This window comes from Staphylococcus sp. Marseille-Q5304, assembly GCF_943737015.1.
Taxonomy (GTDB): Bacteria; Bacillota; Bacilli; order Staphylococcales; family Staphylococcaceae; genus Staphylococcus; species Staphylococcus hsinchuensis.
In genome coordinates this window covers 798,486-816,162 of sequence record NZ_CALSFP010000001.1, presented here as the reverse complement: position 1 = coordinate 816,162, position 17,677 = coordinate 798,486, and the positions used below count along the sequence as shown (strand labels likewise).

Annotated in this window: 17 protein-coding genes; 5 read left to right on the top strand and 12 right to left on the bottom strand. The window is 33.7% G+C overall.

The genetic code is table 11. The features are described 5' to 3' along the window. Position 1: 1 nt before the first annotated feature. Together NGI30_RS04145 and NGI30_RS04140 are read right to left on the bottom strand one after the other, a co-directional pair. Positions 2 to 937, bottom strand: coding sequence for a DHH family phosphoesterase (locus tag NGI30_RS04145; protein ID WP_251519920.1), 936 nt, complete (start codon positions 935 to 937; stop codon positions 2 to 4). Between the two features lie 28 nt (positions 938 to 965). Continuing rightward, complete coding sequence (locus tag NGI30_RS04140; protein WP_251942803.1) at positions 966 to 2,258, bottom strand: DRTGG domain-containing protein; 1,293 nt, start codon at positions 2,256 to 2,258, stop codon at positions 966 to 968. A gap of 222 nt (positions 2,259 to 2,480) precedes the next feature. Between NGI30_RS04140 and NGI30_RS04135 the strand changes: the two genes are divergently transcribed. Continuing rightward, positions 2,481 to 2,894, top strand: a complete 414-nt coding sequence (locus NGI30_RS04135; protein WP_251519903.1) for a universal stress protein — start codon at positions 2,481 to 2,483, stop codon at positions 2,892 to 2,894. Positions 2,895 to 2,983: 89 nt separating this feature from the next. On the opposite strand, the gene NGI30_RS04130 is transcribed toward NGI30_RS04135, so the two are convergent. Then, positions 2,984 to 3,673: a metal-dependent hydrolase gene (locus NGI30_RS04130; protein ID WP_251942801.1), complete on the bottom strand. Its 690-nt coding sequence runs from the start codon at positions 3,671 to 3,673 to the stop codon at positions 2,984 to 2,986. 165 nt (positions 3,674 to 3,838) lie between these two features. On the opposite strand from NGI30_RS04130, the gene NGI30_RS04125 reads away from it, so the two are divergent. Next, entirely contained in the window at positions 3,839 to 4,891 is a 1,053-nt protein-coding gene (locus NGI30_RS04125) for a M24 family metallopeptidase (RefSeq protein ID WP_251942799.1), read from the top strand. Beyond that, positions 4,888 to 5,517, top strand: a complete 630-nt coding sequence (locus tag NGI30_RS04120; RefSeq protein WP_251519894.1) for a copper homeostasis protein CutC — start codon at positions 4,888 to 4,890, stop codon at positions 5,515 to 5,517. Before NGI30_RS04125 ends, NGI30_RS04120 begins: the two co-directional genes overlap by 4 nt. A gap of 359 nt (positions 5,518 to 5,876) precedes the next feature. On the opposite strand, the gene ald is transcribed toward NGI30_RS04120, so the two are convergent. Beyond that, positions 5,877 to 6,995: an alanine dehydrogenase gene (ald, locus tag NGI30_RS04115; protein WP_251519891.1), complete on the bottom strand. Its 1,119-nt coding sequence runs from the start codon at positions 6,993 to 6,995 to the stop codon at positions 5,877 to 5,879. Between the two features lie 145 nt (positions 6,996 to 7,140). Here ald and NGI30_RS04110 point away from each other — a divergent pair, with 145 nt between their 5' ends. Together NGI30_RS04110 and NGI30_RS04105 are read left to right on the top strand one after the other, a co-directional pair. Further along, positions 7,141 to 7,644: a universal stress protein gene (locus NGI30_RS04110; RefSeq protein ID WP_251519888.1), complete on the top strand. Its 504-nt coding sequence runs from the start codon at positions 7,141 to 7,143 to the stop codon at positions 7,642 to 7,644. Positions 7,645 to 8,059: 415 nt separating this feature from the next. Then, on the top strand, positions 8,060 to 9,277 hold the full coding sequence (locus NGI30_RS04105; protein ID WP_251942797.1) for an esterase-like activity of phytase family protein: 1,218 nt from the start codon (positions 8,060 to 8,062) through the stop codon (positions 9,275 to 9,277). Positions 9,278 to 9,441: 164 nt separating this feature from the next. Here NGI30_RS04105 and NGI30_RS04100 read toward each other — a convergent pair whose 3' ends face one another. The 8 genes from NGI30_RS04100 to NGI30_RS04065 form a co-directional block, all read right to left on the bottom strand. Further along, a complete protein-coding gene (locus NGI30_RS04100; protein WP_251519881.1) occupies positions 9,442 to 10,641 on the bottom strand; it encodes an acetate kinase in 1,200 nt (399 codons plus the stop codon). Between the two features lie 83 nt (positions 10,642 to 10,724). Further along, positions 10,725 to 11,672 carry a class I SAM-dependent methyltransferase gene (locus NGI30_RS04095; protein ID WP_251519878.1) on the bottom strand — a complete coding sequence of 316 codons (948 nt, stop codon included), beginning with the start codon at positions 11,670 to 11,672 and terminating at the stop codon, positions 10,725 to 10,727. Between the two features lie 246 nt (positions 11,673 to 11,918). After that, positions 11,919 to 12,413: a thiol peroxidase gene (gene tpx, locus NGI30_RS04090; RefSeq protein ID WP_251942795.1), complete on the bottom strand. Its 495-nt coding sequence runs from the start codon at positions 12,411 to 12,413 to the stop codon at positions 11,919 to 11,921. 86 nt (positions 12,414 to 12,499) lie between these two features. After that, positions 12,500 to 13,147 carry an RDD family protein gene (locus NGI30_RS04085; protein WP_251519872.1) on the bottom strand — a complete coding sequence of 216 codons (648 nt, stop codon included), beginning with the start codon at positions 13,145 to 13,147 and terminating at the stop codon, positions 12,500 to 12,502. Between the two features lie 8 nt (positions 13,148 to 13,155). Beyond that, the gene (gene sppA / locus NGI30_RS04080; RefSeq protein WP_251519867.1) at positions 13,156 to 14,154 is read right to left on the bottom strand and encodes a signal peptide peptidase SppA; all 999 of its coding nucleotides are present in this window, start codon (positions 14,152 to 14,154) and stop codon (positions 13,156 to 13,158) included. Positions 14,155 to 14,399: 245 nt separating this feature from the next. Next, complete coding sequence (locus tag NGI30_RS04075) at positions 14,400 to 15,173, bottom strand: sulfite exporter TauE/SafE family protein (RefSeq protein ID WP_251519865.1); 774 nt, start codon at positions 15,171 to 15,173, stop codon at positions 14,400 to 14,402. A gap of 94 nt (positions 15,174 to 15,267) precedes the next feature. Beyond that, positions 15,268 to 16,491, bottom strand: coding sequence for a tRNA uracil 4-sulfurtransferase ThiI (gene thiI, locus NGI30_RS04070; protein WP_251942793.1), 1,224 nt, complete (start codon positions 16,489 to 16,491; stop codon positions 15,268 to 15,270). Then, entirely contained in the window at positions 16,488 to 17,624 is a 1,137-nt protein-coding gene (locus tag NGI30_RS04065; RefSeq protein WP_251942791.1) for a cysteine desulfurase family protein, read from the bottom strand. The genes thiI and NGI30_RS04065 overlap by 4 nt, the downstream gene beginning before the upstream one ends. Between the last annotated feature and the right edge of the window lie 53 nt (positions 17,625 to 17,677).

Here is a 17,677-nt window from a genome sequence, read left to right as displayed (position 1 = left end):
ATTACAACTTATTATTTAACGCTTCAGCTAATAGGTTAAAACGTTCCCAACTACTAACTGATACTCCGGAAGCATTAGGATGGCCTCCACCACCAAAGTCACTAGCAACATCATTAATTACAATATTTTTAGAACGGATGCGACAGCGGATTTCAGACCCTTCATCAACTGCAAAGACCCAAATTTTTAAGCCTTTGATATCAGCAATTGCATTTACAAATAACGACGCCTCATTCGCTGCAATGTTATATTCCTCTAAAACATCTTGTGAAATCGTTATTTTACAAAATCCTTTATCATTTAAATCAAAGTTCTGTAATACATAGCCTTGGAATGGCAATAGTTTTGGATCCTTTTCACCTAAATGATTTAATGCCTCATTTGGATTAAATGGATATTCTATTAATTGGCTTGCAACTTGCAACGTATGTGGTGTCGTGTTGTTAAACAAGAATCGTCCTGTATCACCAACAATACCTAGGTAAAGCAATCGTGCAACATTCTCGTCAATGATTGATAAATCATTAAAATGTGCAATGAAATCAAAGATAATTTCACTTGTAGAAGATGCTTCTACATTCACATAATTGACCTCTCCGTATTGATCAACGGCTGGGTGGTGATCAATCTTAATTAACCTTTGACCTTCATTAAACCTTTGATCACTAATTCGTGGTGCATTTGCTGTATCACACACAATAACAAGTGCATCTTTGTATAGATCATCTGTAATTTCATCTATTTCACCCATAAAGTCTAATGAAGTTTCTCTTTCACCTACTACATAAATCTTTTTTTGGGGAAACTTTAATTGTAAATAACGTTTAAGACCTAGTTGTGATCCCAAAGCATCTGGATCAGGTCTCACATGTCTATGTATAATCACAACATCATAACTTTCAATTATTTCCATAATTTCATTAAATTGTTCTACCATATGTATCGCCCTTTTCGTGTAAAGTATATTAGTTTATTAATTGACAAATTATTAATGCCTTGGCAACGTTTTGACTTTCATTGGTCATTGTCACTTCCATCTTAGCAAAATTTCTGCCCACATCTAACATATCATAATGTATTTCTATTTCTGATTCAATTTGCACTGCCTTAATGTAAATGATATTTAAGCTTTCTATCATTACTTCTAACTTTTTCAATTTACGTATTTCATAGCGAATCGATTCTTCGATTAATGCTACAAACACACCTTTACTTAAAGTGCCATATTGACTCGTTAATAATGGCGTTACTTGAACTTTAATATTATCATTAGTGATCGTCATATATTTAGCGACCTGATCGTTAATCTTCTCGCCTACTTGAGGTTGTCGACCTATTAATTGCATCGCAGTTAACACATCTTTTCTTGTAATTACCCCGATGAGTTTCTTGCTCACATCAATAACATGTAATAACTCAATACCTTCCCAAATCATCATATGTGCACAGCTTGCTACAGTTGTATTCAATTGAGCTTTGAGTGGATTTCTTGTCATAAAATGAACAATCTTATCATCTTCATGCATTTTTATTATTTCCTTACTTGTCACGATGCCTACTAAATGTCTAGATTTATCTACAACAGGAAATCTTGAATGCCCAGTCATATCTGCCTTCTCTTTATAATCAAATAAAGTCATATCGTCAAAAATAATTGAATTATCATTTACTGGTTTTACGATATCTTCAACTAAAAGAATTTCTTTTCTTATTTTCTGATTGTACATGGCTTTATTTATCAAATTAGCAACTAAATATGTGTCGTATTGAGAAGATAACACTGGTAAATCATGCTCATTGGCATATTTAATAATTTCTTGTGTAGTTGAAAAGCCTCCGGTAATAAGTACTGCACTCCCTTTCTTAAGTGCCGCAAGTTGTACGTCTTCACGGTTACCAACAATTAATATGGTGTTTGAACTGAGGTATTTAACTACATCATTAAGTTCCATAGCGCCAATCGCAAATTTGTTTAATGTTTTTGTGAGGCCATTTTTACCGCCGAGTACTTCACCTTCTACGATTTTTACAATTTCATTATATGTTAACTGTTCTATTTCCTCTCTACTCTTCTTTTCAATTCTTACAGTACCTACACGATCTATTGTTGCAACTAACCCTATTTTGTCTGCATCTTTGATTGCTCTATAGGCCGTACCTTCAGAAACATTTAAATCTTTTGCAATCTTTCTAACTGAAATTTTTTGGCCTATCGAGAGCGATTCAATATGTGATAATATCTGTTCATGTTTCGTCATTATTCAAACCCCATTTATCAAACCATTTGATCATATTATAACTTCTTAATTTTAAAATTGCGAAGTTTGTGTATGGCTTAGTTAATTAACACTATTTCAAACATGTATTGTCTCACAATATATTATTTAAATGCTATGCTGTTTCAATTAAATATAGTTCATAATTATTTCATTGATTTTTAAGAAACGATATTATTAAATAAATATTAAGGAGGGGTTGTTATGTATAAACATATTTTACTTGGCGTAGATACAACTTTAAAAAATGATAAAGCACTAGAACAAATTTCAAAACTAGTGGGCGAAGGTTCAACTGTTACTATTTTAAATGCCATCAATGAACAAGATGCACAATCTTCGGTAAAGTCAGGCATTCATATCGATGAACTCATCGAAAAACGTAGAGAAGGTTTAGCAAAAACACGCGATAAATTAAAATCTTACGGGATACAGTATAATGAACGTATCGAACGCGGTAATGCAAAAGAGTTATTAATCAAACACGCCAATAGCGGTGAATATGAAATCGTTGTATTAAGTAACCGTAAAGCAGAAGAACAAAAGAAAATTGTTTTAGGTAGCGTGAGCCATAAAGTAGCAAAAAGAGCTAAAATACCTGTACTTATCGTTAAATAACTTTTGAATTTTCCACCAATAAGTAAGACCAGTCAACTATAGTAAGCTGACTGGCCTTTTTTATATTGTAAGTTAAATTGTAAAATCAATTAAAATTTAACTTGTTCACCTGGTTTTAGAATTTGAACTTCCCCTTCTTTAACAGCTGATTCGAATTGCTTAGGGTCTTGTTCAATTAATTCAAACGTATCATAGTGTACTGGCACTGTGATATTAGGTTTAATAAATTCATTGATTGCGTAACTTGCATCATCAATACCCATTGTAAAGTTATCTCCGATTGGAATGAAACAAACGTCAACTGGATGACGGTCAGCAATCAATTTCATATCGCTGAATAATCCTGTATCGCCTGTATGATAAATTGTTTTACCTTCTACTTCTAAAACAATACCCATTGGCATACCTAAATAGACTGGGATACCTTCATCATTTGTTAAGCTTGAACTATGGAATGCTTGTACATATTTCACAGAACCAAATTCAAATTCTGCTTTCCCACCAATATTCATAGGTCTTACATTTTCAACATTTTTATTTGTAGTTAAATAATCAGCTAACTCTGCTGAACCAATCACTGTAGCATTGTTTTTATTCGCAAGCTCAACTGTATCACCAAAATGATCAGCGTGACCATGCGTTAAAATAATATAGTCCACTTCTAAATTTTCTACATCTAAGTCTGATAATTCGTTGCCACTAATAAATGGATCAACTATTACCTTTTTATCGTTTGCTTCAAAATAGATTGTTGATTGACCATGAAATGAAAGTTTCATTATATTTCCCCCTGTTCAACTATTTATTTCTACTATACCACGTAGAAGCCGTTTTATAACACGCAATAAGATGAAGCATTTATTTATACGAATGTATTTAAATTTTGAAATTTATTAATAACTCACTTAAAATTAAACTTAATAGATGAAGTGGAGATGATAAATATGAAGTTAAAGCAAATCCAGTCAATTTTAAAAGAAGAACAGGCTCAAGCAGCTTGGATTACAACACCACTTAATATTTTTTATTTAACAGGTTACCATAGCGAACCTCATGAGCGTTTGTTCGCTTTACTAATCAAAGATGATGGAGAGCAAATTCTCATATGTCCAAAAATGGAAATGGGAGAAGTACAAAATTCCCCATTCGAAGGTAAGGTTATTGGTTATTTAGATAGTGAAAATCCATTGTCAAAATTAGACTCAACTTTTGACAAAATGTTAATCGAAGCATACCACTTAACCGTTGCACGTCAACGTGAATTGAAAGAGACTTTTGAAGTAAATAGTTTCGCTGATATTGATCAAACATTACGCGAATTACGAAACATCAAAAGTGATGAAGAAATAGATAAAATTATAAAAGCGTGCGCCCTTGCTGATAAGTGTATAGAGTTTGGCGTGTCTTACTTAAAAGAAGGTGTCACAGAACGACAGGTCGTAAACTATATTGAAAATGAAATTAAAGCATATGGTGTAAATGAAATGAGTTTTGACACGATGGTGCTCTTTGGTGATCATGCAGCATCACCTCACGGAATACCAGGTGACCGTAAATTACAGCAAGATGAATTCGTATTATTTGATTTAGGTGTCGTCTATGAACACTATTGTAGTGACATCACGAGAACAATTCCATTTGGCAATCCATCAGATGAAGCTAAAAATATTTACAATATCGTATTAGAAGCTGAAGAAAAAGCAATCGCTGCGATTAAACCAGGTGTTAAAATAAGTGATATTGACAAACTTGCTAGAGACATTATCGCCGAAGCTGGTTATGGTGAGTACTTCACCCACCGTCTTGGACATGGATTAGGACTTGAAGAACATGAATATCAAGATGTATCTGGAAATAACGATAACTCATTTGAAGCAGGCATGGTGATTACAATAGAACCAGGAATTTATGCGCCGAACATTGCTGGTGTCCGTATAGAAGATGATATTTTAGTTACTGATGATGGCGCAATATCTTTAACGGAGTATAAAAAATGATTAGAGAAGCTGTAGTAGAAACGATTCAACAATTAGAAGATGCAATTGCAAATGGTGCAGACCGAATTGAACTATGTGATAACTTAGCGGTTGGCGGTACAACACCTAGCTTTGGTATGACGCAAATTGCTTCTGAAATTTGTAAGATGAATAATGTAGAACTTGCTGTGATGATTCGCCCACGAGGTGGTGACTTTATATACCAATTATATGACATTGAAATTATGCAGCGAGACATGAAAGCATTAAAAGAAATTGATGTGGATTACTTCGTCTTCGGTTGTCTAAACGAAGAAGGTGATCTAAATATATGGCAAATGAAAACTTTAAAACAACTTGCCCACCCAATACCAACAGTTTGCCACATGGCATTTGATGAAGTACATGAAAGACGTCAAATGAAAGCTTTAAACCATTTAATTGAATTAGGTTTCACTAGATTATTAACGCATGGTGGCCCAAAAGGCACAAATATATTTGATAATTTAAACCATCTAGGCAAACTTGTAACGCACTCTTCGGGTAAAATAGAAATTATGCCTGGCGGTGGTTTGACAAAAGATAATGTTCATAAACTAGTTGACGCATTTCCATTTCAAGAAGTACACGGAACGAAAATTGTATAACTGAATTTCACATTTGAATAAAATAAAAAACGAGTCTGAGACAAAAATAGGTGTCTCAGACTCGTTATCAATTTGGCAGTAGATGTCTGAATTGAAAATGCGCTTAGAACAAGCTTTTTTCAATCCTAGTCACCCTTGCCGGGGTGGGACTACGAAATCTCTATTAGAAAATTCGATTTCTGTCCCACTCCCAAATTATATCGATATAAGAAGCAACATTATCAGTAATATGAACTTAATACTACACAACTAGCAACCTGGGTTTTAGACAAGTCTTTAAGACTTGATGTCACCTACTGAAAATTATGCGTTACTCCTTAATTGTAATTAGATTATATCTAGATCTATATTAATTAGAATTATTTATTTAATGCGTCTTCAATTTCAACGTAGTCTCTATCAAAAGCATCTGCTACACCTTTATTTGTTAATTCACCTTTGTAAGTGTTTAAACCTAATGAAAGTGCATGATTGTCTTGTAATGCTTTCTTGTAGCCTTTTTTAGCGATTTGTAATGCATATGGTAAAGTAGCATTATTTAAACCGATTGTTGAAGTACGTGGAACTGCACCAGGCATATTAGCAACAGCATAATGAACGACACCATGTTTCTTATAAGTTGGGTCATCATGTGTTGTAATATGGTCTGTTGTTTCGAAAATACCACCTTGGTCGATAGCGATATCTACGATTACAGCACCGTCTTTCATTTTCTTAACCATGTCTTCAGTTACTAAGTTTGGTGCTTTAGCTCCTGGGATTAATACTGCACCGATTACTAAGTCACTGTTTTCAACACATTGTTCAATGTTTAATGGATTTGACATAATTGTATGAACGCGACCATCAAATAAATCTTCTAATTCTTGTAAACGTTTAGGGTTTACGTCAAGGATTGTTACATCTGCACCTAAACCCAGTGCGATTTTAGCTGCATTTGTACCTGCTTGACCTCCACCGATAATCGTAACGCGGCCTTTAGCAACACCTGGAATTCCACCAAGTAAGATTCCCATACCGCCTTTATATTTTTGTAAGAATTCAGCACCAATTTGTGCAGACATACGACCTGCAACTTCACTCATTGGTGTTAATAATGGTAATGACTTGTCAGCTAATTGAACTGTTTCATATGCGATACCAACAACTTTTTTGTCTAGTAAAGCTTGAGTTAATTTCTCTTCATTAGCTAGGTGTAAATAAGTGAATAAGATTAAACCTTCTTTGAAGAATTCGAATTCTTCTTCTAATGGTTCCTTAACTTTAATAACCATATCTACATCCCATGCTTCTTCACTCTTAGAAACAATCTTTGCCCCTGCTTGTGTATAGTCCTCATCTTCGAAATAAGAACCTAAACCAGCTGAAGTCTCAACAAGTAATGTATGACCTTGTTCAACAAGGGCGTGTACACCACTTGGTGATAGCCCTACTCTGTTTTCGTTATTTTTTATCTCCTTAGGAATACCTATAATCATTCCATCCACCTCCAAGGACTATATTAACGTTTATAAAGTGAAAGCGCAATCAAAATAAACGGGCATTTTTACAACTCTTTTAAGTTGTGTTAATTTTCTGTAAATTGTGGTATAATAAAGTAAAGAAAACGAGGGGGTAATTGTGATGAGAACTTATAAAAATATACTAATTGCCGTAGATGGATCACATGAAGCGGAATGGGCATTCAACAAAGCGGTTGATGTTGCAAATCGTAACGACGCTAAATTAACTGTTGTAAATGTCATCGATTCAAGAACGTATTCATCATATGAAGTTTACGACGCACAATTTACCGAGAAATCTAAAAATTTCTCAGAAGATTTACTTAGTGGTTATAAAGAAGTTGCGACAAATGCTGGCGTAACAAACGTTGAAACGCGATTAGAATTCGGTTCACCGAAAGCCATCATTCCTAAGAAACTTGCTAACGAAGTTGGTGCAGATTTAATTATGTGTGGTACTTCTGGACTCAATGCTGTTGAACGTTTTATTGTAGGTTCAGTATCAGAAGCAATCGTACGTCACTCACCTTGCGATGTGCTCGTTGTTCGTACTGAAGAACTCCCAGAAGATTTCCAACCACAAGTTGCAACAGAACATTTAAAATCACAATACAAAGAGCAATAATGAACCATTTAAATCTCAAAGGTAAGCATATCAATTTCTATAACAATCAAATCATTAATGTCTGAGATTTATCGTGCTCCGACTGTTGAAAAGGTAATTTCTATTTTATTCATATGGAAATTGCCTTTTCTATTTATTAGATAAAATAATAGTTATCGATTATTTACCAGTACCTGAAATATTTAAGTATTGTTTCAGGAACAATTTTCAAAAAATATTTAAAGATACCCCACTATACCTTCAACGTTTAATCTTTGAGTTTGGCCTTTGTATATGAATGTTTTCATTGAAGCGTTCGATTTCCATATAAATACGTACATTTTTACAAAAAAATTATTATTGCTTTATATATCATTCATAATTTATCTATATGCTTGATATGTAGTGGAAATTTTGAAAGGAGTCGAATTTAAATATGAAAAAATTCAATAAAGTTATTTTAACTTCAATCGCAACTGTTGGTACTTTAGGTGTATTAGGTACAGGTAGTGTTGCATTTGCTTCTGGAATGAACGCACCGGCACAATCTAACGGTTCTCAACACCAACAATCTCAAGATACAAGAACAGTTGGTTCATTAAAATTTTTAGGTTCACAATCATTACCTCAAAACACAACTTATAAAGGTACAAAAGTTGGTGGATTATCAGGTATTACATACAACCCTAAAAATAACAAATGGTTAGCTATTAGTGACGACCGTTCAGAATATAATCCAGCAAGATTTTATGGACTTAAACTAAACTACAATCAAAATGGCTTTAAAAAAGTTAACTTCAAAGATGTTGAAACTTTAAAACAACCAAATGGTAAAAATTACGTAAGTAAAGATAAATATGACAGCAAATCAGATGATACAGTCGTGGATCCAGAATCTATCCGTTTCGATCCTTTAAACAATAACGAAATTTTATATACAAGTGAAGGCGACCGTACATTAGGTATTAATCCTTTCATAAGAAAGGCTTCATTAAACGGTCAATATAAATCAGATATCCCAGTAAAAGATACTGTAAAAATGGATGATAAAGAACAAAAAGGATTTAGAAATAACCAAGCTATTGAAGGTAGTACATTCTCAGCTGATGGTAAAACGATTTGGACAGCGTTAGAAGGACCATTAAAACAAGATGATGAAGAACCTACACCAGAAAAAGGAGCATTATCACGTATTACTCAATACGATCGTCAAGGTAACGTATTATCAGAAGTTGCTTACCCACTTGATCCAATTCCTGCAACACCTGGTAAAGGTAAATTCGCACTTAATGGTGTTACAGAAATGCTAGCGATTAACGATCATCAATTCTTAACATTAGAACGTGCTTCAGTTCAATCAGCTGATGGCGTGTTCCACAATTATATTCGCGTTTACAAAATAGATGTAAACCAAGGGACTGACGTGAAAAATAAGGCATCACTTAAAGGACAAAATGTTCAACCAGTTAAGAAAGAATGCCTACTTAACTTAAACGATGATAACTTCAAAAAAATCGATAACGTTGAAGGAATTACTTTCGGTAAAAAATTACCAAACGGACATGACAGTATCGTTCTAGTAGCTGATGATAATTTCAATAAAGAACAACAAACACAATTCTTAGCATATGAGGTACAACCAGAATCTAAATAATCATATTTAAAGCTGTCAGACTACTACACATTTATTTGGTGAGGCAATAGCTCTATTGAGCTATTGCCTCACCTTTTTCCGTATAAAAAAATCGTATTGTTTCTATACTCCATTATTAGGATATTAGAACAATACGATTTATTTATTAGTATGGAATAATATAATTATTCTACGTTTCCGTATTTCACTACGTCACGTGCTATCATTACTTCTTCATTGGTAGGAATTACGAGAACCTTGACCGGTGAATGTGGGTAATTAATAAAGCCTTCTTCTCCATGAATATGTTCATTTTTCTTAGCATCCCAGTACACACCCATAAATTCTAACCCTTCTAAAACTTTCGCTCTTACTGGATCAGAATTTTCTCCAACTCCTGCTGTGAAGACGATAACATCTACACCATGCATACGTGTTGCATAAGAACCAATATATTTATGAATTCTAGATGCAAATACATCTAAAGCAAGTTGGGCTCTATCTTTACCTTCATTCGCATCCTCGATAATGTCTCTTAAGTCACTAGAAGTACCTGAAATACCTAATAAACCTGATTCTTTGTTTAAAGTATTTAATACTTCTTCTGCACTTTTGCCAGTTTTTTCCATAATAAATGGAATTAATGCTGGGTCAATATTACCTGAACGTGTCCCCATTGTAACGCCTGCTAATGGTGTGAATCCCATAGAAGTATCTACTGATTCGCCACCTTCAATTGCAGCTATAGATGCACCATTACCAATGTGACAAGAGATGATTCTCAACTCTTCGATTGGTTTATTTAAAATATCCGCTGCACGGCGTGACACATATTTATGGCTTGTACCATGGAAACCGTACTTGCGAATACCGTAATCTTTATAATATTGGTATGGTAAACTATACAAGTATGATTTTTCTGGCATTGTTTGATGGAATGATGTATCAAATACAGCTACATGTGGAATCTCAGGTAATAATTTACGGAAAGCTCTAATACCCATTAAATTTGCTGGGTTGTGTAATGGCGCTAGTTCACTCAATGATTCGATCTTCTTCTCAACTTCATCATCTACGTAAACTGATGTTGGGAACAGTTCCCCACCATGAACGACACGGTGTCCTGTACCATCGATGTCATTAATATCATCAATTATACCGTGCTCTTTAAAGCTTTCTAACATAATATTTACTGCATCTATGTGATTAGAAATATCTTCAACTTTCGTGAATTTTTCTCCATCAACTTGAACAGTGAACACCGAATCCTTTAATCCAATGCGTTCAATAAGTCCTTTAGTGATTACCTTTTCTTCTGGCATTTCTATAAGTTGAAATTTCAATGAAGAACTACCAGCGTTTATGGCCAAGATTAACTTTGACATATGCGTAATGCCCCCAATTTATGTGTTGTAGTATTCATTTCTATTTAACCATTAATACAGATCAAATTCAAGGATATTACAGTTTATAATTCTGAATGGTTTTGTTCCATCCAACTATTTAAATCCTGTAAAAATGCTTGGAACTGTTGTGGGTTTTTAAAATCTGGAATGTTTGCTAAAAGCACCTCTACAGGGCGTGTTACATTAGTTTCTTTCTTCTGTAATATTAAGATCGATTTTCTAGCTTTTTCATTTTTAAACAATGTTTTAGGTAAGTTTAAAAATGCTTGCATTTCTGTCTCTGTTGCAATGAAATTTTGAAGCTGTTTCACTTTGTCACCTTCAAAGATATGTGTTGGTACAATTAGAAATGCAAAACCTGAAGGTCTCAATGCAGCCACAGCTTGTTCGATTAAGAGATGATGAGAATAACTGTGTCCTTCTTTAAAACCTAAAGTCATTTGTTGGCTACGTTCATCAATAGGATAATACCCTATTGGTAAATCTCCTACCACAACATCTGCTTCTTCAAACGGTAATGGCATAATTGCATCTTGGGGGTAAACATCGAACGGTATCTCTAAGAAATTAGCCAAATGAACGCTTACTCTTGATAATACTGGATCAACTTCAACGAGATGGTGCATTAATGTACTTTCCATCATTACTTCATGAATAGAGGCACTTAAATGACCTGCACCACTCGCAATATCAGCTACATGCATTTCATCTTTATTTTTTAAAAAGCGTTGTGCTAAAAATCCTAAAATTAAACCAATTGAATCCGGTGTAATTTGATGATTTGCTTGAATATCTTCTTGTTGTAATAAACTTAAATAAGTGAATTGAAATGCCTTTCTACGATCTTGTAACGTAGCTTGCTCTAACAAATCTCTTTGATTAGTATAGACATCTTCCATAGCTAAACCTAAATTTTCAATTAAACTTTGACCATTTTCTTTGTTTAATGATTTTGTTTTGTCGTCTAATGTCTGGAATAATCTTTCCAATACTGTTTCTTCTTGTGTCATTGAATAGTCCTTTCTAAAAAAACTGTCCATAAATTGTTTGAAATAAAGGCATTGCAAATACATCGTTGTTTCAAAATATTTATAAAGTATCTCACTTAAAACAACTCAAGTAATGCAAATCTCAACCTTGTATGACTCAACTATTATGGACAGTTTACTTTATTATGTCAATATTTCTATCTTTTTATAATAAGAATGCGTGACTAATCTACAATATATAAAATTCACGGCAATTCAAAATTATATTTAAATATTTTTATAAGCATTTAATGCTGCTTCAAAGTCTGGGAAATCTGTACCTTCTGGCACGACTTCAGTATACACAAGTTTATTATTTTCATCTAATACAAATACTGAACGTGCTAATAATCGCAATTCTTCCATAATTACGCCGTAGCTTTTACCGAATGATAAATCTTTATGATCGCTCAATGTAATAACGTTATCTAGACCATTTGAAGCACACCATCTTTTTTGTGCAAATGGTAAGTCTACAGAAATTGTTAAGACAACACCATCTTCTTGTGAAGCTTCTTCATTAAATTTACGTGTTTGTTGGTCACATACACCTGTATCGATTGATGGGACTACGCTAATTAATTTTTTCTTCCCATCATATTTAGATAAATTTACCTCGCTTAAATCATTAGCTAAAACGGTAAAATCAGGAGCTGTGTCTCCTACTTTCACTGGTGAACCTAATAAAGTAACTGGCTCCTGTTTAAATGTAATTTGTGTCATTGTGTATGCCTCCTTAAATTATGTTGACTAACGTCATTATAACGATACAACATCTATAAATGAAAAGATCTTGCTTGTACATTTTGTTATTTTTTCTCGTAAAATAACTTTTCTAATTTATTTTTAATAACGACTGTATCTGCAAAGTAATCATGTATACCTCTGTGTTGTGGAGTAAAAATAACTACTAAATACGGTAGACAAGCAAACACACCACAAATAATTCGACCAATCCACTCTCTAAATAACACGTCGGACCATTTTAAAGTCTTTCTATCAATGCGTTCGACTCTAATATTAAATATCATCTTACCTATTGTTTGTTTGAAATATTTAGTCATTAAGACAAAATATAAATAAAATAATAATGCGTCTATTAAATGGCCTATACTAAAGTAATCAATCCATAACTTTGCTTCATCGATATGCGTGAAGGCATATATTGGACTTAATACGAAAGCGCCAACTCCAAATAATACTAACAAATCTATGATGAAACTAAAGAATCTTATTCCAAATCCCGCATAAATCGCTTTCGCTACTTCTTGGTGATACAAATCAGATGTTTCACTTTGATTGGTTTGTGTTTGTGCATCTTGTTGTGACGAATGCTTTGTATGTTGTGCGTCACGATCACTGTTCGATTCTCCTTGTTGGTCATACTCATTAGTCGGATGTATATCAAACTGTTTATTATAACTATTCTTATAAGCATTATTGTTATTATCGCTCATCGTAACACCTACCCTTCATACAAATACATCGGTTTGGCATTAGAATCATTGTTAATAATTGATTTTAAACCGTGAAGATCATTTTTGAATTGTGTGATTGTTGCTTTAGTTTGGAATAGACCAGGGAAGAAACCACCTTCTTGATCATATTGGAAAACTTCTGCATCTTTTGCATGTATATCTTTTCTCAAATCTTTAATGGTTTTATCTTCGTAACTAATCTTATCAATTAAACCGTTATCTTCTGCTTGTTGGGCACTATATATACGGCCATCTGCTAATTTTTTAACTTTTTTCTTCGGCATATCTCGACCTTCTGCCACGATATTCACAAATCGATTGTAACTATCATCTAAAACAGATTGTAATATATTACGTTCTTCTTTAGACATTTTACGTGAACTACTCATTATATCTTTATGAGCCCCAGATTTAATTACGTTTTCTTTTACACCAAGTCTATGTTGTAATTCAGAGTAATCTAAGTTAGACATAATAACACCAATTGAACCTGTCATTGATTGTGGCCCTGCATATATCTTATTAGCAGGTGCTGAAATATAATAACCTCCAGAAGCGGCCATTGTGCCCATATGTACGTAGACTTTTTTACCTTTTTTCTTTATGTCCTTAATTTTTTTATAAATTTCATCACTTGGATATGTACCTCCACCTGGAGAATTTACGGTTAATAACACACCTTTAACTGTGTCATCTCTTTTAACGACATCGAGTTGCTTTAGAAACGCTTCGTGGTTATAACCCGTACTTCCACCAAACGCATCAGCGCCTGTTCCTTCTGTAATTTCACCATTCAATGTTAAATGCGCAATACGTTTATTTGAATTTCCGTCTTTTTCGACCGTTTCTGGGAACGGGTTCATGTCAGACGTCGCACCAGAATCACTAAACATGCTCGTAACAATCGTAGAAATAGTGCTCATGAATATGCCACCTAATACGATAACGACTGCTATAATAATTGCAATTATTCTCTTTTTCGACATTACACATACTCCTATATACAATATTTTATTTCACTATTAATTTAAACATAAGAATTATATATATGTACACCTCAGTTAACTATTATTTTCATATGTAGAAAAACTTAAATCAGCTTGATAATCATTGTGCATTTTACTTATATCCCGAATGATTTAATAAAAATAAAAGGCAATTTCTATATTATTTCAATAGAAATTGCCATGAATACCGGTCTGAGTACTTTATAATCCAGACGTAAAATATTTTAAATTAATGTCATAATGTAATCGTAGGTATTTTTAACGATTAAGATAGCGGTTACAATTATGAATAAAATTTTAACATAACCTACACCTTTTTTCAGTGCAAACATTGTACCAGCATATGATCCAACGATCATACTAAGCGCCATGATTATTCCATAAAAATAATCTACTTCATTTAGAAACATAAATAGCACTAATCCACCTACATTTGAAGCGAAGTTAAGCACTTTGGTATTTCCTGCAGCACTTAAAAAGTCAAAACCAAACATCAGTAGTCCAAATAACATAAATGAACCAGTGCCGCCACCTAGAAATCCATCATAAAAGCCAATACCACTCATCAATAGGACGAAGACGATTGCTTTACCTATAGTGAATTTCTTTACAGAACGGACACTGCCCCAATCTTTCTTAACTAAAGTATAAATCAATACAAAGGTTAAAACGACGATTACTAATGGTTTTAACAGTTCAGGTGGTAATATAATTGCTAAACAAGCCCCACCAATCGCTGCTACGAATACGAATGGAAATAGTTTCCCTACAAGCTTTAAATCTACCTTTCTTGCTCTTGTAAAACGCACAGCACTTGTTAATGACCCGAACGAACTTGCTAATTTATTCGTTCCAAGGGCCACTGAGGGTGCCATGCCGACAGAGAGTAATGCAGGTATCGAGATGAGTCCGCCCCCACCTACGACTGAATCAATGAATGCCGCTAAAAAACCTAAACCTACGATGATCAAAATAATTGAAATATCTGGTTGTAACACTGTGCTAACTCCTAACTATTATAACTTTTTGATCATTTTATATATAAATAAAAGACATTCAGAATCATACCATACTTTTTATAAAAGTTAAAAATCAAAACAAATCTTTTGCTAATGAATTTGTTTCACTATCTTTTTTGCTTTCATAATTTTTATCTATATTTATAGTTTCTACATTATCTACAGCACTTTGAATCATTTCTTCAAAATCAAAACCTTCTTCGTATTTTAACACTTTATCATAATCTGGTTCAGTAACAGGATTTTTAGGTGTAAAGATTGTACAACAATCTTCAAATGGTTGGATTGACACATCGAAAGTTCCTATTTGTTTTGCTTTATGAACGATTTCTTCTTTATCTAACGTCAATAACGGACGTAATACTGGCGTAGAAGTTACTGCATTGATAGCATACATACTTTTTAATGTTTGACTTGCTACTTGTCCTAAATTTTCACCGTTTACAATTGCATTTGCACCGACTTGATGTACAACTTTATCTGCAACGCGCATCATCATACGACGCGTAGATGTCATCGTATACCTTTCATGAACAACTTTATGAATTTGTTTTTGTAGTTCTGTGAATGGGACAATGTATAATTTAATTTCACCTACGTGTTCAGATAAGATACGTGTTAATTCAATTACTTTATCTTTTGCTTTTTCACTTGTGAATGGTGGACTATGGAAGTGGATTGCTTCAATAGTTACGCCTCTACGCATTACTTCCATTCCAGCTACGGGTGAATCTATTCCACCAGATAACATAAGTAATGTTTTACCGCCTGTGCCAACTGGTAAGCCACCTGCACCTTCAATGACACGATCATAAATGTAAATTGCATCGTGACGTACTTCTATCTTAATTACGTGATCAGGATGATGTACATCTACCGATAAATGGTCAGTTTCAGATAATACAGCACCGCCTACTTCACGTTGTAATTGAAAAGTATCATATTCAAAGTTCTTATCTGAACGTTTTACATCTATTTTAAAAGTATCATTTTCTTTATATTGATGAGCAAATTCAATGGCTTGTGCTTTAATTGTGGCAATATCTTTTTCAATCTTTAACACGGGACTGATAGAATAAATGCCGAATACTTGTTTAAGACGGTTACACATTTCTTCCATATCAGCATCTTGCTCTAATTCTATATACATTCTATCTCTATTTGCTTTCACTTTATATCCTTGTAAAGGCATTAATGCACGTTTCGTATTTGAACGTAACTGGTTAACAAACATCTTACGATTTGCGCCCTTTAACGTTAGTTCACCGTATCTTACTAATAAATGATCGTAAATCATTGTAACAACTCCCTCACTTCTTCATAGACTTCTGTAAAGTTCTGTTTAAATTGATTAATATCAGTTTCTGTAGTATTTGCACCCATTGAAATTCGAATACTTCCCTCTATACATTTGGCTGGGATATTCATTGATAGCAGTACTTCATTCAAGCTCGCTTTCTTTGATGAACAAGCACTCGTCGTCGAGAGCATCACATCACGTTTTGAAAACGCGTTTACGAGCACTTCTCCTTTAACACCTGGAAAGCCGACATTCAATATATGCGATGCGGCATCTTGAGGCGAATTAATTTTCACGCCTGAAAACTGATTTAAGAATTGTCGTAAATCGTTATTGAATTGCAATAATTGTTTAAAAAGTTGTTCTGTATGTGTAACTGCATGTTTCATCGCTTTCACGATTGCTATATCTATGGGTAAATTAACCGTCCCACTACGAACTCCAAATTCTTGGCCACCGCCATGAACTATGGTTTCTAATTGATGAACGTTACGTACAAACAACACGCCTTGCCCTTTTAGACCATTAAATTTATGACCGCTTAAACTTAAAGTATCAACACCTTCGAATATTAAATCTACTTTACCAATAGCTTGAACAGCATCTACATGTAAATGTGCTTTCGGATATTGATGTACGATATTTGCAACTTCTTTTATAGGTTGAATTTGTCCCATAATATTATTCACATGCATACATGTCACCAATGCTACGCGGTCTGACATGAGTTCTTCTAGATGGTCTAAATTGATTTTACCTTCAGACGTCACGTCCACATATTTTATTACGAAACCTTCATCCTCTAGTGCTCGGACAACTTCTAGTACAGATGGATGTTCCAATAACGAAGTGATAATTTCATTTGCAGAATCTTTTTTCTTTCGAGCTATGCCTTTGATTGCGATATTATTGGACTCTGTAGCGCCACTCGTGAACAAAATATCATATTCATTTTTTATGTTAAATAACGATTTTATTTGTGATTTTGTCTGTTGTAATAATTGTTCTGCTTGGAGTCCAGCTTGGTGAGGACTATTTGGATTAAAATACAATGACTCATTTACTTTTAAAAACGTGTCTAAAACATCTTTATTAGGTTTCGTCGTAGCGGCATTATCAAGGTATATCACTTTGTTCACTCCTTTTATTTCGATAGCTGTTATCTCTTATTCATTAATTACAA

Coding starts and splice junctions, on each gene's coding strand:
- ald (WP_251519891.1), bottom strand. CDS start 6,995: ATGATTATAGGTATTCCTAAGGAGATAAAAAATAACGAAAACAGAGTA.
- NGI30_RS04120 (WP_251519894.1), top strand. CDS start 4,888: ATGATTAGAGAAGCTGTAGTAGAAACGATTCAACAATTAGAAGATGCA.
- sppA (WP_251519867.1), bottom strand. CDS start 14,154: ATGTCGAAAAAGAGAATAATTGCAATTATTATAGCAGTCGTTATCGTA.
- NGI30_RS04100 (WP_251519881.1), bottom strand. CDS start 10,641: ATGTCAAAGTTAATCTTGGCCATAAACGCTGGTAGTTCTTCATTGAAA.
- NGI30_RS04140 (WP_251942803.1), bottom strand. CDS start 2,258: ATGACGAAACATGAACAGATATTATCACATATTGAATCGCTCTCGATA.
- NGI30_RS04145 (WP_251519920.1), bottom strand. CDS start 937: ATGGTAGAACAATTTAATGAAATTATGGAAATAATTGAAAGTTATGAT.
- tpx (WP_251942795.1), bottom strand. CDS start 12,413: ATGACACAAATTACATTTAAACAGGAGCCAGTTACTTTATTAGGTTCA.
- NGI30_RS04095 (WP_251519878.1), bottom strand. CDS start 11,672: ATGACACAAGAAGAAACAGTATTGGAAAGATTATTCCAGACATTAGAC.
- NGI30_RS04110 (WP_251519888.1), top strand. CDS start 7,141: ATGAGAACTTATAAAAATATACTAATTGCCGTAGATGGATCACATGAA.
- NGI30_RS04130 (WP_251942801.1), bottom strand. CDS start 3,673: ATGAAACTTTCATTTCATGGTCAATCAACAATCTATTTTGAAGCAAAC.
- NGI30_RS04085 (WP_251519872.1), bottom strand. CDS start 13,147: ATGAGCGATAATAACAATAATGCTTATAAGAATAGTTATAATAAACAG.
- thiI (WP_251942793.1), bottom strand. CDS start 16,491: ATGATTTACGATCATTTATTAGTAAGATACGGTGAACTAACGTTAAAG.
- NGI30_RS04135 (WP_251519903.1), top strand. CDS start 2,481: ATGTATAAACATATTTTACTTGGCGTAGATACAACTTTAAAAAATGAT.
- NGI30_RS04125 (WP_251942799.1), top strand. CDS start 3,839: ATGAAGTTAAAGCAAATCCAGTCAATTTTAAAAGAAGAACAGGCTCAA.
- NGI30_RS04105 (WP_251942797.1), top strand. CDS start 8,060: ATGAAAAAATTCAATAAAGTTATTTTAACTTCAATCGCAACTGTTGGT.